The organism is Neorhizobium puerariae (assembly GCF_042429745.1).
GTDB lineage: Bacteria > Pseudomonadota > Alphaproteobacteria > Rhizobiales > Rhizobiaceae > Neorhizobium > Neorhizobium puerariae.
Genome location: NZ_JBHMAA010000017.1, coordinates 31,613 through 46,749 on the forward strand (window position 1 = coordinate 31,613; position 15,137 = coordinate 46,749).

Sequence of the window (15,137 nt, forward strand, 5' to 3'; positions counted from 1 at the left end):
GGCTTGCTTCGGCCCCGCTGCGGACCTACATCGGTCGATGAAGAGTGCGCGTCTTCCGCAGCGCCCAAGGAGCTTTCCATGAACACCGATCTTCTCAACCTTTTCGACTGCGACGAGACGAAGCTGCGCTCGAGCCTTTCCGGGGCTCTTTCCGGCGCCGACGACGGCGAGCTTTTCGTGGAACACGCCCAGGCGGAATCGCTGACCTTCGACAATGGCCGGCTGAAGGGCGGCTCCTTCAACACGGACCAGGGCTTCGGGCTTCGCGCGGTGGCGGGCGAGGCCGTCGGCTACGCCCATGCGGGCGAGCTTTCGGCCGCCGCTCTTTCGCGCGCCTCGGATGCGGTGCGCGCCGTCACCGCCGGTTATTCCGGCAGTTACGCCGCCGCGCCCCAGCGCACCAACAAGAAATATTACGGCGACGAGAATCCGATCGGCAGCCCGAGCTTCGAGGAGAAGGTGAAGCTGCTGACCGACATCGACGCCTATCTGCGCGCCAAGGACGACAAGGTGCGGCAGGTGACGGCCACCGTATCGGCAAGCTGGCAGGTGGTCGACATCCTGCGCGCCGACGGCCACCGGGTGCAGGATATCCGCCCGATGACCCGCATCAACATTTCCGTCGTCGTCGGGGAAGGCGACAGGCAGGAATCCGGGTCCTTCGGCACCGGCGGGCGCATCGGCTTCGGCGATTTCGTGACGGAAGGCAACTGGCAGACCGGCGCCGACGAGGCGCTGCGCCAGGCGCTCGTCAACCTGACCGCGATCGACGCGCCGGCCGGGACGATGGATGTGGTGCTCGGCTCCGGCTGGCCGGGCGTGATGCTGCATGAAGCGGTCGGCCATGGCCTCGAAGGCGACTTCAACCGAAAGAAGACCTCGGCCTTCGCCGGCCTGCTCGGCGAAATGGTCGCCGCTCCCGGCGTCACCGTCGTGGACGACGGCACGATCGACAACCGCCGCGGCTCGATCACCATCGACGACGAGGGCACGCCGTCCGCCTACAACGTGCTGATCGAGAACGGCAGGCTTGTCGGCTACATGCAGGACCGCCAGAACGCCCGGCTGATGGGCGTGGCGCCGACCGGCAACGGCCGCCGGCAGGGTTATGCCTACACGCCGATGCCGCGCATGACCAACACCTACATGCTCGGCGGCGACAAGACGCCGGAAGAGATCATCGCCTCCGTCAAGAAGGGCATCTATGCCGTCTCCTTCGGCGGCGGGCAGGTCGACATCACGTCCGGCAAGTTCGTGTTCGGCTGCACCGAGGCCTACATGATCGAAAACGGCAGGATCGGCCCGGCGATCAAGGGGGCCATGCTGATCGGCAACGGCCCGGACGCCATGAAGCGCGTCTCGATGGTCGGCAACGACATGAAGCTCGATACCGGCGTCGGCAATTGCGGCAAGGGCGGCCAGTGGGTCCCCGTCGGCGTCGGCCAGCCGCATTTGAGGATGGACCAGGTGACGGTGGGCGGCACGAAGGCGTGATGCTCCCACGCTGCAACTCCCTCGTCCCCGAGCTTTCCGTCAGCGACTGGCAGAAAAGCCGTGACTTCTATTGCGACTTTATCGGCTTTTTGATCCGCTATGAGCGCCCCGAGGAAGGTTTTGCATTCCTTACACTTGGCGACGCTCAACTGATGATCGACCAACTGGGGATAGGCCGGGACTTCAACGTATCGGGCAAACCACCGGAATATCCTTTCGGCCGCGGCATGAACCTGCAAATCGAGGTTCCAGCCATCGCCCCAATTCTTGCCCGCCTGAATGCCGGCAGCATCCCTCGTTACCTGGCTCCAGAGGAAAGATGGCACCGTCGAGGCAATATCGAACTCGGCAACCGTCAATTCATTGTCGCCGATCCGGATGGATATCTACTGCGGTTGTTCGAGGACTTGGGAGAACGTCCTTTCACCCCTGCGCCGGCCTGAAAAGCCACTTCCGCTCTATCGCCGAGGCAAGATCGATGCCGTTCGCCCGGGCGAAAAGCAGGACATGGCCGAAAAGATCGGCCGTCTCGTCGGCGAGATCGCGCCGGATATCCTCCTCGCTCCTGTCCTTCCTGCGGCCGCGGCCGGTCTTGCGGTTCCAGGTCTGGGTCAGTTCGCCGATCTCTTCCTGCAGCTTCAGGAGAAACCAGTCCGGGTCGCGTGCGATGTCATATTTTTCCGCATATGTGGCGGAGGCGGCCTCAAACTGGCCGGCAAGTTTCTCCAGCATATCGTTCTCCTTTTGTTTCCAAAGAAAACGATGATTCCGGGGCTGTTGTCCAGAGCGTTTGCTTGACACCCTCCTCCAAATCCCGGCAGGTGCTGTCATCGCTCAATTCCGCATCCGGCCTTTCGATGAACTCCCCCTCCCCGTTTGCCGTTGTTCTGGAATCGTGGTTTCCGGGACATGGCCTGCCTGAACTCGCCTTTCTTTTCCTCGCCGCGATGATCGCGGGGCTGGCGCGCGGATTTTCCGGCTTCGGCGGAGCGCTGATCTTCATCCCGCTTGCCGGCGCGGCCATCAGCCCGAAGATCGCTCCTGCCCTGCTCCTCGTCATCGACGGCGTGACGACGCTCGGCATGCTGCCCGATGGCTGGAAACGGGCCAACCGCCGTGAGGTGGGCACGATGCTGATCGGAACGCTGGTCGGCGTGCCGGTCGGGACGACAATGCTCGCAACAATCGAGCCGACGGCCCTCCGGTGGCTGATTTCCGCCGTCGTGCTCAGCCTGCTCGTCTTCCTGATCTCGGGATGGCGCTACCACGGTAAGCCGAAGACGCCGCTGACGATCGGCGTCGGGGCAGTCGCCGGGCTCTTCGGCGGCGCGGCCCAGCTTTCAGGCCCGCCGGTGGTCGCCTACTGGCTCGGCGGCGCCATTCCGCCGCTTGCGGTGCGGGCAAACCTCGTGCTCTATTTCGCCCTTTCGACGGTGATCTCGGCCGCGTCATACATCGTCGGCAACCTGCTGACGCTCGAAGTGCTGGCGATGGCGCTGATCGCCGGACCGGGCTACGCGCTCGGCCTTGCCGCCGGTTCCCGCCTGTTCGGTCTTGCCCCCGAGGCGACGTTCCGGCGCATCTGCTTTCTCCTGATCGCGATGGCGGCGATCGTCGGCCTGCCTCTGTTCGATACGCTCCGCCCCTGACCGGATTCTGCCCTCCCTTCTTCAGCAAGGCTTAACGGGTGCGGAGTAGGGTCGCGCCACTTCATAAGCAATACGGGCGTGATTTCAGTGGGGCATACGAAACAGAGGCTGCAAGCGCTCTGGCGCCGGGATGTCAAGCGCCGGCTGGTCGCCGGCGGCCTCGACATCGCAGCGGCCCTGGCACGCGCCGGCATGATGCCGAAAGCAAGAGGACGCGGTGCGATCTTCACGCTCCATCACGTCCGGCCGAAAAGGACGCGCCCGCTTCAGCCCAGCGCCCATCTCGAAGTCACGCCGGATTTCCTGAGCGATGCGATCGAGAGGCTTTCCGCGGAAGGCTACGAATTCATTCCTCTGGCGGAGATTCCCGCCCGTCTTGCCAAACCGGCCAGGCAGCCCTTCGCGGCCTTCACTCTCGACGACGGCTACAGGAACAATGCGGAATACGCGCTGCCCGTCTTTGCCCGCCACGGCGTGCCCTTCACCGTCTTCGTAACGCGGGGGTTTGCGGAGCGCACGCATTCGCTCTGGTGGGAAACGCTTGCCGAACTGCTCGGCCGGGAGCGGGAGATCAACTTCGATTTCGGCGACGGGGCGAAGATCATGGACCTGACCTCGGAGGCCTTGAAGTTCGACGCCTTCGACCGCTTTTCCAGTTATGTCGGGGAGATCGACGAGACCACCGCGGTGTCGCGCATCGATGCGCTGGCGCGCCGGCACGGCATCGATGCGCTGAACATCACCGCCGAGCTCACGATGGACCGGCGGGAGCTGCAATCGCTTGCCGCCCATCCGCTCGCCTCGCTCGGCGCGCACACCCTCACCCACAGGGCGGTCGCCCGCCTTTCGGCCGAGGACGCCCGCGAGGAAATGCGGCAATCGGCGGATTACGTGGAAACGCTGACCGGCGAGCGCCCGAAAGCGATCGCCTATCCCTACGGCACCCGCCAGGCCGTTTCCGGGCGCGACTGGACGATCGCGCACGACCTCGGCTTTTCCGTCGCCGTGACGACCCAGCCGGGGACGCTCTGCGAAAAATCCGCAAGCCGGCTGACCGGCCTGCCGCGCATCTCGCTCAACGGCTATTATCAGCAGCCGCGCTACGTTTCGGCCCTGGCCTCGGGCATACCTTTCACGCTCGGCGCCTGAGGACGCTTACGGATACATCCGCACCTTCTCCCACGGACCACCTGGCGCCGCACGGCGGAACTCGACGCGGTCGTGCAGGCGGAACTGCCGATCGTGCCAGAACTCGATCGAGACCGGCCTGATTCGGAAACCCGACCAGTAGGGCGGGCGCGGAATATCGCCGATCGCATATCTGGCCGTGTATTCGGCGACTGCCTTTTCCAGCGCAAAGCGGCTTTCGAGCGGCCTGGACTGCTTCGACGCCCAGGCGCCGATCCGGCTGCCGCGCGCGCGGGAAGCATAATAGGCGTCGGCTTCCGCGTTACCCACCGCCTCGACTTCCCCGCGAAGCCGCACCTGGCGGCGCAGCGATTTCCAGTGGAAACACATGGCCGCCTTCTTCTGGCCGAGGATTTCACGCCCCTTCTGGCTTTCGAAGTTGGTATAGAAGACGAAGCCGTTCTCGTCATATCCCTTCAGAAGGACCATGCGGACATTGGGCAAGCCATGTTCATCGACTGTCGCCACCGCAACCGCGTTCGGATCGTTGGGTTCCGTCCGCTCCGCGTCCTTCAGCCAGGAGCCGAAAAGGGCAAAAGGCTCGTTCTCCTCGGTGAAGTCACCAGTTGTTAACTCGCTTTCAGACATATTGACTAAAATACTCCCGAAAAGTGCCCGAAATTTCTCCATCGGACAGGATGCAAGGTCGTAGTGATAGCAAAGTCGAAGAGCCGCACAAAGAGCCCCCTTCCCCTATGCAGACGCGCCGCCGCAGTTCTTCTGGGCACCCTTTCGCTTGCCGGTTGCACCAGCAGCCTGGATATGTTCGGCGGTTCTGAAAAAGTGGACCGCACGATTGCGACCGGCACCGTGCCCAATGCGCTCCAGCATACGGGCAGCGCGCTTTCGGACGAGGCGACGGTGCGCAACGCGGTCACCTCCGCCGACCTCGCAAAGCTTGGCAATGCTTCCGTTCCCTGGGCGAATACCGCGACCGGCAGCGCCGGTGTCGTTTCGCAGATCCGCGAGGCCCGCACCGAGGGGCAGATTTGCCGCGACTTCACGACGACCCGGCATTCCTATGAGGGAATCGCCATGTTCTCGGGACAGGCCTGCCTGACCGGCGGCGGCGACTGGATGCTCACGGCCTTCGACCGTCAATAGAACGGAAACGGTCTATTTACCTTAACGATTGCGAATTTCGCCGCGTAACCACTGATTCACGAGTTCTGCCCTAGGTTTTTCCGGAGCAGGCAGATCATTCGCCCGTACCCAAGGAACCGGCGAGTTGCTGTCGAAGTTGTGACGAGTATCGGAGGGTCCGAGGATTGAACCGGGACCCGCCGCTTCAGGTAACCGGTGGTCCACATGCGTGATCCCTATTCCGTTCTGGGCGTAAAGCGCAACGCCGACGCCGACGAAATCAAAGCGGCCTGGCGCTCCAAGGCAAAGACCCTTCATCCCGACCACAATCAGGATGATCCTTCCGCGACGAGCCGGTTCGCCGAAATCGGCCAGGCCTACGAAGTCCTGAAAGACCCCGAGCGGCGCAAGCGTTACGACAACGCAGCCGACCTGCAGCAGACCATCATGCAGCAACGGCAGGCCGCCCGGGAGGCGGCCGAGCGCGCCAAGGCCGCCAAGGCCAATGCGGAGAAGGTGATGGAAGAGCTGGCGCGCGCCAATGCGCAGCGCGCGCAGCAATCCCAGTCACAATCACAGTCCCAAAGCCAATCCCAGGGGCAGGCGCAGAAGAACCAGCCCGGCGCCGCGGGGGAAACCCCGGAGGACATGATCGAGCGCATTTTCGGCGCCGCCGCGACCGAGCAGGCGAAAGCCCAGGGGCAGGCAAAGACATCCGCACAATCGGCCGCACAATCGGCGGGCGACCCCGCGGAGACCACAAAGGCCGAACAGGCCGGGGAACGGCCTCCCCTGCCCGCCATGGCGGTCGACCTCATCGCATCGCTCGTGCGCCGCTTCCGCGGCACGGCGCCGGCGGCCGAAAAAGCGCCGGATATCGCCATCGACGCCACGGTCACCATCGAGGACCTGCTGAAGCAGAATGGCGTGACGGTGAAGCTGGCCGACGAGCGCGAAGTGCGTTTCGCGCTCGAAAAAGGCATGACGGAAGGCCATGTCGTGCGCCTCAAGGGGCAAGGCATCAAGATTGCCGGCATGAAACCCGGCGATCTGCTCGTCACCCTGAAGATCGCTCGCGACATGAGGTTCCATGTCGACGGTTTCGACCTCCACGCGACGCTGCCGATCTCGCTCGAGGATGCCGTCCTCGGCGCGGACGTCACGGTCGAGACGCCGGAGGGCAACCGTAGCATAGCCATTCCGGCATGGTCCGGCTCCGACCGGACGATTCGCCTTGCCGGCCTGGGGCTTCACGACGGCGTCGGCGGCCGCGGCGACCTCGTCATGGAACTGCGCATCATCCTGTGGGAAAAGCCGGACGAGAAAGTCACCGACCTGATGCGGCACATGCGCCACGGCCTCTATTTGTGACGAACCGGGCCATATTAGCCCCAATATGACAGTTCTGCGTCGGTTTTCACCGCCGCGCACCCTTGGTTACGTCCTTTAACATGAGATGAATGAAGCCAGCTTGAACCCTGGGGCTGCCTATGTCATAGGCAGCATTCGTCTAAAGTTTCAGGGGACTATGTATGGCTCAGGCTTCCGGCCTCATGGCAGGCAAACGTGGCATCATCATGGGCGTTGCCAACAACCGTTCCATCGCATGGGGCATTGCCAAGGCCATCCATCAGCACGGTGGCGAGATTGCCCTCACCTATCAGGGTGACGCACTGAAGAAGCGGGTCGAACCGTTGGCGGCCGAACTCGGCGCCTATATGGCCGGCCATTGCGACGTCAGCGACGAATCAAGCGTCGATGCGGTTTTCGAAAACCTCGAGAAGCATTGGGGCAAAATCGACTTCCTGGTGCACGCGATCGGGTTTTCCGACAAGGACGAGCTCACCGGCCGCTATATCGACACCTCGCCGGAAAACTTCGCCAAGACCATGCAGATTTCGGTCTATTCCTTCACGTCCGTCGCCCGGCGGGCGGAGAAGCTGATGACCGGCGGCGGCTCGATGCTGACCCTCACCTATTACGGTGCGGAAAAGGTGATGCCGAACTACAATGTCATGGGCATCGCGAAAGCCGCTCTCGAAGCGAGCGTGAAATACCTCGCCGTCGACCTCGGCCCGAAGAACATCCGCGTCAACGCCATTTCCGCAGGCCCGATCAAGACGCTCGCGGCATCCGGCATCGGCGATTTCCGCTACATCCTGAAATGGAACGAATACAATGCGCCGCTGCGCCGTACCGTCACCATCGAGGAAGTGGGCGATGTCGGCCTCTACATGCTGTCGGACCTTTCCCGCTCGGTGACCGGCGAAACGCATCATGCCGACAGCGGTTACCATGTCGTCGGCATGAAGGCCGTCGATGCGCCGGACATCTCGGTCATCAAGGATTGATCACGTTCCGGGAAGTTCCGCCGTGCTCATCTATATGATCCGCCATGGGCAGACGGATTGGAATGCCGAGGGCCGGCTGCAGGGGCAGAAAGATATTCCCCTCAACGCGCTCGGGCGGTCGCAGGCCACGCGAAACGGCGAGCGGCTGCGCGAAATGATCGGGACGGCGGAGGGTTTCACCTTCGTCGCGAGCCCGCTTTCGCGAACCCGCGAGACCATGGAGCGCCTGCGCGCCGCCATGGGTCTCGACCCCGGGGCGTACCGGATCGACGAGCGGTTGAAGGAACTGTCGTTCGGCGATTGGGAAGGCCACACGCTTTCCGAGATCAGCCGCATGTTTCCGGAGAGAAAACGCGCCAGGACGCGGGAGAAGTGGAGCTTCATTCCGCCGGGTGAGGCGGCCGAGAGCTACGAAATCCTCTCCTGGCGCATCGGCGCCTGGCTGCAATCCGTCGATCGGCCGACCGTCTGCATCAGCCACGGCGGCGTCATACGGTCCCTTTTCCGGCTGATCGGCAATCTCGACGAGAACGACGCGGCCACCGCGCCCACCCCCCAGGACAGGCTGCTGAAGATCGACACGGATCACAGCCGCATGGAATGGCTTTAAGACCTGATTTCGGTTTACTGGACGATTTCGAGGTCATCCACGACGCGGTTGCCGTCCACGACCGTGAAGAAGACCAGTACCTTGACGCCCGCCTTCAGCCCTTCGAAATTGAACTCCTCCGGCACCTTGTAGGTCTTGCCGTCGTCGAGCGTCAGCACGAGCGCCTTCGCGTCGACGGACTTGATCGTCGCCTCGACATCCGCGCTCTGCGCCCAGGTATTCAGGGGCGAGAAGATGCTGGCCGTGGCAAGCAGAGCAGCAATCAGGATACGCATGGTCGGAGCCTTCGGTGGGGTCGCTGTTGTTTCGTTACGGCGCACAGATAGCCCCTCGATTGTGGCGAAAATCGCCCGTGACCATGACATTTTCGGTACAAGTAATGACTTGATTGTTAACACTTTTCAAGAGTGCGGTCCGGCGCCTCAGGTAAGCGGCCCGTCACCCCGCGAACCGCGCGAAGTATTTCCCACAAGAAATTGCCACCAAGTTTGTCGGTTGCTGTGCAATCGTAAATTAACACCCTTCCCATAAGCTTTTTTCCCACATCGCAGAGATTAATGGAAAGGTTTGCACGATTGAAATTCCGGCTTCCGCCCGCTTCCAGATCCCTGCACCTTTTCCGTCGCCCCAAGGCTCCGGCTGCAATCGCGCTCATTATTTCACTGGCGGTCATCGTGACCGGCACAATTGTCGACAGGCGCAATACCGAGAACTATCGCAGCGAGCTGCGGGCAACCACCGAACGGGTGGCGGGCCATGTGGCGAGACGGCTCGTCTCCCGCATCGAAGTGGACACCCACGCGGGCCAGCACCTTATCCACGCGCTCGTGGACGATGCAAACGAAGCTCCCGAGGCCTTCAGGCCCTATCTCGACAAGGAGTTCCAGAACAACAGGCACTTCTTTGCCGCGGCAATCGCTCCCGACTTCAATCTCGCCCAGATCATCGACCGCGACGGCACGATGGACAGCACATCTGCGACGGTCGGCGGCATCGATCGCGCCCGCCTCGCCAACGACCTGAAATCGGTGCGCGGCCTCGACCGGATATCTCTCCTGAGCGGCTCGCAGGAGAACCACCTGACGCTGATCGTGCCGGTACGGGAAGAGGAAGGAAATGCAGCACCCCTATGGGGAGCGATCGCGATCCTCATCGACAAGAAGGGACTTCTGGAAGCCTCCGGCGTCACCTTCTCGCCGAACACGGCGGAGATGCCGAACCTCGTCAATCTCGACTGGCTGAGCGTGGCCCTGCGGGACAACGACAAGCCTGAATATTTCGCGTTCTACGGTGACGATTCCATCGAGAACAAGTCTCCGATCAGGCAGGACGTCCACCCGACGGGCGCCAACTGGACCCTGCTCACCGTTCCCCGTTCCGGATGGGATGTGACGCCGCCGGATCAGTTGCATGTCCGCCTGTCGATCGCGCTGGCCGCTCTTGCGATCATCGTGCCCATATTTATCGCGACTTCGCTGATTTCCGAGCGCAATCGCAATATTGCGGCCCTGAAGGCGCGGGAACTCAATCTCATCGAGCTCTCGCAGCGCTTCCGCCTCGCCATGGAGGCCTCCAATATCGGCATATGGGAGGTCACGGGCGAGTCTCACGATCTCTTCTGGGACGAACGCGCCGCCGGACTGCACGGCAAGGCTCCGGTCGGGAGAGGCAATCGCCTCAACGACTGGCTGAACTCGATCTATCCGGAAGACCGGGAGGCGGCGGAAACGCACTTCTTCAACTGCACCTGCAGCAACACCTCGTGCAGCGAGGTCTACCGCGTGCAACTGCCGGATGGCACCTTGCGATATCTCCGGTCCGCAGGCGCGAACTACCGCAATGCCGATGGCACCCTTCGCACCACGGGCATCGTCTGGGACGTGACGGCGGACATGGTGATGGCGCAGACGCTGCGCAACGCCAAGGAGAACACCGACATCAAGAATGCCGAACTGGAGCTGGCGCTCGACGAGCTGTCGAACCGCGAGCAGGAGCTGGAAGAGCTTTCGACCACGCTCGACCTCGCGCTTGCGTCCTACAATTGCGGCATATGGGAATCCAATCCGGTCACGCATGTCGAGAACTGGGACGCGCGCATGTGCCAATTGCACGGCATACCGTTTACCGACGGCATCATTCGCGCCGAGCAATGGATCGAGCTCATCCATCCGGACGACCGGCATCTGGCCATGCAGGGTTCCTACCATTTCAACGAGGACTTCCGGCCCGATGCGCTCGTCCTTCGTTTTCCCCAGCCGGACGGCTCGATCCGCTACATCCGCTCGATCGGCAAGCTGCACACGAACCGCGACGGGACCGAAAAAGTGGTCGGCATCGCCTTCGACGTCACGCAGGATGCGGTCCTCACCCAGCAGCTCAAGGCCGCCAAGGAAGAGGCCGATGCGAAGAACGCCGAACTCGAACTGGCCAAGAGCCGGATCGAGCACAACTCCCTGCACGATCCGCTGACGCTGCTCGCCAATCGCCGCAAGGTCGACATGGAACTCGACCGGCTGTCACGATCGAGCCATCAGGAGCGGCAGAAATTCTCCATCCTGCATCTCGACCTCGACCGGTTCAAGCAGATCAACGACACGCTGGGGCATGCGGCGGGTGACGCCATGCTCGTGCACGCCTCGCGCATCCTGTCGCGCAGCGTGCGCGGCTCGGACGTGGTGGCGCGCATCGGCGGCGATGAATTCGTGATTCTCGCGATCGGCAATTCCAGCGCCGAGCAGATGGCCCAGCTTGCCCAGCGCATCATCGCGGAATTCCACCAGCCCATCGATTTCGAGGGCTTTTCCTGTCGCTGCGGCGTCTCGATCGGGATTGCCCAGGCAAGCGGCATGAACGTCGACGCACGCCGCACGCTGGTGAACGCCGATATCGCGCTCTACCGCGCGAAAGGCATGGGCCGCAACCGCTACGAATTCTTCACGCAGAACCTGCAGGCCGAAATCGTCAGCCAGAAACGCACCGCCGACGAAGTGCTCGCCGGCATCGACAACAACGAATTCACGACCTGGTATCAGCCGCAGTTCGACGCCCGGACCAGCGAATTCACCGGCGTCGAGGCGCTGATCCGGTGGAACCATCCGCATCACGGGGTTCTTGCCCCGGACCGCTTTCTGAAGATCGCCGAGGACCTGAACGTCTCGGCCGTGCTCGACCAGATCGTGCTCGAAACCGTGATGAAGGACAAGCTGCGCTGGGCAGCGCTCGGCGTGAAGATCCCCAAGGTCTCCGTCAACGTCTCCTCCAGGCGACTGCATGACGAGACCCTGATAGAGACGCTGAAGGCGCTCGAAATAGCGCCCGGGGAAATCTCCTTCGAACTGGTGGAATCGATCTTCCTCGATGAAAGCGACGATTCCGCAGCCCTCAATCTCGAACGCATCAAGGAACTCGGCATCGATATCGAGATCGACGATTTCGGCACCGGCCACACCTCGATCGTCAGCCTTCTGAAGCTGAAGCCGAAGCGCCTCAAGATCGACCGCCAGCTCGTCATGCCGATCCTCAACTCGCCGCAGGAGCGCGCGCTCGTCCGCTCGATCATCGACATCGCCCGGTCGCTGGGCGTCGAAACGGTGGCGGAGGGCGTCGAGACGATGCAGCATGCCGGCATGCTGCGCGAACTCGGCTGCGATCTCCTACAGGGCTACGCCTTTTCCAGGCCGCTTTCCTTCAGCGATTTCACCGAGGCATCGCGCGGCGGCTGGCGGAAGGCGGCCGCGTAGGAACATCGTTCACCCTTCGCCCGCGCCCGCTCCTGCAAGAAAGGCCCGCTCCTGTAAGAAAGGCCCGCTCCTGTAAGAAAGGCTTGTCGCCCGCCGCCCTTTTTCATATGACAACGGCGTCAGAAATTGGCGGAGTGTCCTCCGCCGCAGCAGGTCCGCACTGCCATGTCGCATAATACGTTCGGTCATCTTTTCCGCGTCACCACCTGGGGTGAGAGCCATGGTCCTGCGCTCGGCTGCGTGGTCGACGGCTGCCCGCCCGGGCTGCGCTTCACCCTTGGGGAAATCCAGGCCTGGATGGACAAGCGCAAACCCGGCCAGTCCCGCTTCGTGACGCAGCGGCGCGAGGACGATGTTGTCAAGGTTCTCTCCGGCGTGATGACGGACGGCGACGGCGAGACGATGATCTCGACCGGCACGCCGATCTCCATGCTGATCGAGAACACCGACCAGCGTTCCAAGGACTACGGCGAGATCGCCCGCCGCTACCGCCCCGGCCATGCGGACTATACCTACGACGTGAAATACGGCATCCGCGACTATCGCGGCGGTGGCCGCTCGTCGGCCCGCGAGACGGCGGCGCGCGTGGCAGCCGGGGCGATCGCCCGCAAGGTGGTGCCGGGTCTCAATGTCCGCGCCGCGCTGATCCAGATCGGCAAGCACAGGATCGACCGCGCCAACTGGGATTGGGGCCAGGTCGACCAGAACCCGTTCTTCTGCCCGGATGCGGAGATGGTGCCGGTCTGGGAAGATTATCTCGATTCCATCCGCAAGGCGGGCTCTTCGATCGGCGCCGTGGTGGAGGTGGTTGCCGAAGGCGTGCCCGCCGGGCTCGGGGCACCGATCTACGGCAAGCTCGACCAGGACATCGCCGGGCTTTTGATGTCGATCAACGCCGTCAAGGGCGTCGAGATCGGCGACGGCTTTGCCTCGGCCGAGCTTTCCGGCGAGGAGAATGCCGACGAGATGCGCATGGGCAACGACGGCAAGCCGCTTTTCCTCTCCAATCATGCCGGCGGCATCCTGGGCGGCATCTCGACCGGAGAAGCGGTGATCGCCCGTTTCGCCATCAAGCCGACCTCGTCCATTCTCACCGAGCGCCGCTCGATCGACGCCGATGGCCACAATGTGGATGTCCGGACCAAGGGCCGCCACGATCCCTGCGTCGGCATCCGCGCCGTGCCGATCGGCGAGGCGATGGTTGCCTGCGCGATCGCCGATCACTATCTCCGCCATCGGGCACAAACCGGGCGCACTCTTCAGGAAAACGACACCCATGGCTTATGATCAAAAACACGTCGTCGATGCCATCCGCGCCTTCGAGGCCGGCGAGATCGTCGTCGTCACCGATGACGACGACCGGGAGAACGAGGGCGACCTGATCGTTGCCGCCGTGCATTGCTCGCCGGAGAAGATGGCCTTCATCGTGCGCCATACGTCGGGCATCGTCTGCGCGCCCATGCCGCGCGAGGAGGCCAAGCGCCTGAACCTCAATGCCATGGTGGCGGAAAACGACAGCGCGCACACGACCGCCTTCACCGTGACCGTCGATTTCAAGCACGGCACGACGACCGGCATTTCCGCCGAGGACCGGACGCTGACCGTTCGCAACCTCGCCAATCCGAACGCCGGCCCGAGCGATTTCGTGCGACCTGGCCATATCTTCCCGTTGATCGCCCGCGAAGGCGGCGTGCTGATGCGCTCGGGACACACGGAAGCCGCCGTCGATCTCTGCAAGCTCGCCAACCTGCCGCCGATCGGGGTCATCTCCGAACTGGTCAACGACGACGGCACCGTCATGCGCGGCCAGCAGGTTGCCGAGTTCGCGGTCAAGCACGGGCTGAAACAGGTTTCCGTCGCCGACCTCATCGCCTATCGCCAGCGCAAGGAAACCCTGATCGAACTGCAGTCGTCGTTCGAGATCGAAACCCTGCACGGCACGGCGAAGGCGCATGCCTATTCGCTCCCCTGGGACCCGATGCAGCATGTGGCGGTCATCTTCGGCGATATCCGCGACGGCGTCGACATTCCCGTCCGCCTGCATCTGGAAAACGTCACCCGCGACGTGTTCGGCTCCTACCGCCCGATCGACAAGTACATGACGAAGATCGCCGAAGAGGGCCGGGGCGTGGTCATCTACCTGCGCGAAGGATCGGTCGGCGTCGGCCAGAAGGATCACGGGCGCAAGCTTCGCCAGGACCAGGAGGCGCATGCGGAAGCCAAGGCGCGAGAGAGCGAATGGCTGGAAATCGGCCTCGGTGCGCAGATCCTCAAGGATCTCGGCGTCACCTCGATCAAGCTGCTCACCCGCAGCGAGCGTCACTATGTCGGCCTCGAAGGCTTCGGGATCAAGATTTCCGAGACCGTGATCTGCTGATCGACTTCTGATTGCATTCGGCTTCATCCACGTTAGATTGCCATCCTGTTGAGGGGCGGCAATTTTTCGTGTACGAATAATATGAAGATCGTTTGGGACGAGCCGAAGCGACAGATCAATCTCGAGAAACACGGCCTCGACTTCGCGGATCTCGACTTCGAGTTCTTCCTCTCGGCAGTAACCATCCCAGCAAGAGACGGGCGTTCCAAAGCCGTCGGCCGCCTCCGGGATGGAACAATCGTGGTGATATACCTGACGCTTGGCTTGGAAGCGATCTCGGTTATCTCGATGCGCCCGGCCCGTAGGGATGAAAGGAGCTCGGTCGAATGAACATCAAAGCCGAAAAGCAAAAGGAATTTCAGCCCGGCCGCGGTTACACAAAGGAGGACTGGGACGCGGTGGATAGTCCTCCTCTGACCGATGAGGAACTGGCGAACATGCGTCCCTTCAGGGAGGTCTTCCCAGAGATCGCCGAGAAGATGGAAAAGGCTATTGCGGCGCGCGGCCGTCCGAAGGTCGAGGCGCCGAAGGTGGCGGTAACGCTCCGGCTCGATCCCGACGTGCTCGAAAAGTTCAAGGTATCGGGCAAGGACTGGCGCACCAGGATGGCCGAGGAACTGCGCAAGGCTGCCGGCCTCTGAGACT

General features: G+C 62.8%; 16 protein-coding genes. 13 read left to right on the forward strand and 3 right to left on the reverse strand.

Features of this window, described 5'->3' with window-relative positions; all coding sequences use genetic code 11:
* Positions 1-78: 78 nt before the first annotated feature.
* Together tldD and ACFFP0_RS15815 are read left to right on the forward strand one after the other, a co-directional pair.
* Positions 79-1,494: a metalloprotease TldD gene (gene tldD, locus ACFFP0_RS15810; protein ID WP_377262485.1), complete on the forward strand. Its 1,416-nt coding sequence runs from the start codon at positions 79-81 to the stop codon at positions 1,492-1,494.
* Entirely contained in the window at positions 1,494-1,937 is a 444-nt protein-coding gene (locus ACFFP0_RS15815; RefSeq protein ID WP_377262487.1) for a bleomycin resistance protein, read from the forward strand. The genes tldD and ACFFP0_RS15815 overlap by 1 nt, the downstream gene beginning before the upstream one ends.
* Here the strand turns inward: ACFFP0_RS15815 and ACFFP0_RS15820 are convergent.
* Positions 1,918-2,226, reverse strand: a complete 309-nt coding sequence (locus ACFFP0_RS15820) for a pyrophosphohydrolase domain-containing protein (protein ID WP_377262489.1) — start codon at positions 2,224-2,226, stop codon at positions 1,918-1,920. The genes ACFFP0_RS15815 and ACFFP0_RS15820 overlap by 20 nt on opposite strands.
* 125 nt (positions 2,227-2,351) lie before the next feature.
* Here ACFFP0_RS15820 and ACFFP0_RS15825 point away from each other — a divergent pair, with 125 nt between their 5' ends.
* Positions 2,352-3,143 (forward strand): sulfite exporter TauE/SafE family protein, encoded by a 792-nt coding sequence (locus ACFFP0_RS15825; protein WP_377262915.1) that lies wholly within the window; start codon positions 2,352-2,354, stop codon positions 3,141-3,143.
* A gap of 108 nt (positions 3,144-3,251) precedes the next feature.
* Positions 3,252-4,292: a polysaccharide deacetylase family protein gene (locus ACFFP0_RS15830; RefSeq protein WP_377262918.1), complete on the forward strand. Its 1,041-nt coding sequence runs from the start codon at positions 3,252-3,254 to the stop codon at positions 4,290-4,292.
* 6 nt (positions 4,293-4,298) lie between these two features.
* On the opposite strand, the gene pdxH is transcribed toward ACFFP0_RS15830, so the two are convergent.
* Complete coding sequence (gene pdxH / locus ACFFP0_RS15835; RefSeq protein WP_377262492.1) at positions 4,299-4,919, reverse strand: pyridoxamine 5'-phosphate oxidase; 621 nt, start codon at positions 4,917-4,919, stop codon at positions 4,299-4,301.
* Positions 4,920-4,982: 63 nt separating this feature from the next.
* On the opposite strand from pdxH, the gene ACFFP0_RS15840 reads away from it, so the two are divergent.
* From ACFFP0_RS15840 to ACFFP0_RS15855, 4 genes are all read left to right on the forward strand, one after another.
* Entirely contained in the window at positions 4,983-5,435 is a 453-nt protein-coding gene (locus ACFFP0_RS15840; protein WP_377262494.1) for an RT0821/Lpp0805 family surface protein, read from the forward strand.
* Positions 5,436-5,639: 204 nt separating this feature from the next.
* A complete protein-coding gene (locus tag ACFFP0_RS15845; protein WP_377262496.1) occupies positions 5,640-6,785 on the forward strand; it encodes a DnaJ C-terminal domain-containing protein in 1,146 nt (381 codons plus the stop codon).
* Between the two features lie 161 nt (positions 6,786-6,946).
* The gene (fabI, locus tag ACFFP0_RS15850; RefSeq protein WP_377262498.1) at positions 6,947-7,765 is read left to right on the forward strand and encodes an enoyl-ACP reductase FabI; all 819 of its coding nucleotides are present in this window, start codon (positions 6,947-6,949) and stop codon (positions 7,763-7,765) included.
* Positions 7,766-7,787: 22 nt separating this feature from the next.
* Positions 7,788-8,375, forward strand: coding sequence for a histidine phosphatase family protein (locus ACFFP0_RS15855; RefSeq protein WP_377262500.1), 588 nt, complete (start codon positions 7,788-7,790; stop codon positions 8,373-8,375).
* A gap of 14 nt (positions 8,376-8,389) precedes the next feature.
* Here the strand turns inward: ACFFP0_RS15855 and ACFFP0_RS15860 are convergent, their stop codons facing one another.
* Positions 8,390-8,650 (reverse strand): DUF1344 domain-containing protein, encoded by a 261-nt coding sequence (locus tag ACFFP0_RS15860; protein WP_377262502.1) that lies wholly within the window; start codon positions 8,648-8,650, stop codon positions 8,390-8,392.
* Between the two features lie 282 nt (positions 8,651-8,932).
* Here ACFFP0_RS15860 and ACFFP0_RS15865 point away from each other — a divergent pair, with 282 nt between their 5' ends.
* The 5 genes from ACFFP0_RS15865 to ACFFP0_RS15885 all read left to right on the forward strand — a co-directional run bounded on the left by ACFFP0_RS15865 (position 8,933) and on the right by ACFFP0_RS15885 (position 15,133).
* Positions 8,933-12,115 carry a bifunctional diguanylate cyclase/phosphodiesterase gene (locus tag ACFFP0_RS15865; protein ID WP_377262504.1) on the forward strand — a complete coding sequence of 1,061 codons (3,183 nt, stop codon included), beginning with the start codon at positions 8,933-8,935 and terminating at the stop codon, positions 12,113-12,115.
* A gap of 165 nt (positions 12,116-12,280) precedes the next feature.
* On the forward strand, positions 12,281-13,402 hold the full coding sequence (gene aroC / locus ACFFP0_RS15870; protein WP_377262506.1) for a chorismate synthase: 1,122 nt from the start codon (positions 12,281-12,283) through the stop codon (positions 13,400-13,402).
* Positions 13,392-14,492 (forward strand): 3,4-dihydroxy-2-butanone-4-phosphate synthase, encoded by a 1,101-nt coding sequence (ribB, locus tag ACFFP0_RS15875; protein ID WP_377262508.1) that lies wholly within the window; start codon positions 13,392-13,394, stop codon positions 14,490-14,492. The genes aroC and ribB overlap by 11 nt, the downstream gene beginning before the upstream one ends.
* Before the next feature lie 81 nt (positions 14,493-14,573).
* Positions 14,574-14,822, forward strand: a complete 249-nt coding sequence (locus ACFFP0_RS15880) for a BrnT family toxin (protein WP_377262510.1) — start codon at positions 14,574-14,576, stop codon at positions 14,820-14,822.
* Positions 14,819-15,133: a BrnA antitoxin family protein gene (locus ACFFP0_RS15885; RefSeq protein WP_377262512.1), complete on the forward strand. Its 315-nt coding sequence runs from the start codon at positions 14,819-14,821 to the stop codon at positions 15,131-15,133. Before ACFFP0_RS15880 ends, ACFFP0_RS15885 begins: the two co-directional genes overlap by 4 nt.
* Positions 15,134-15,137 lie beyond the last annotated feature (4 nt).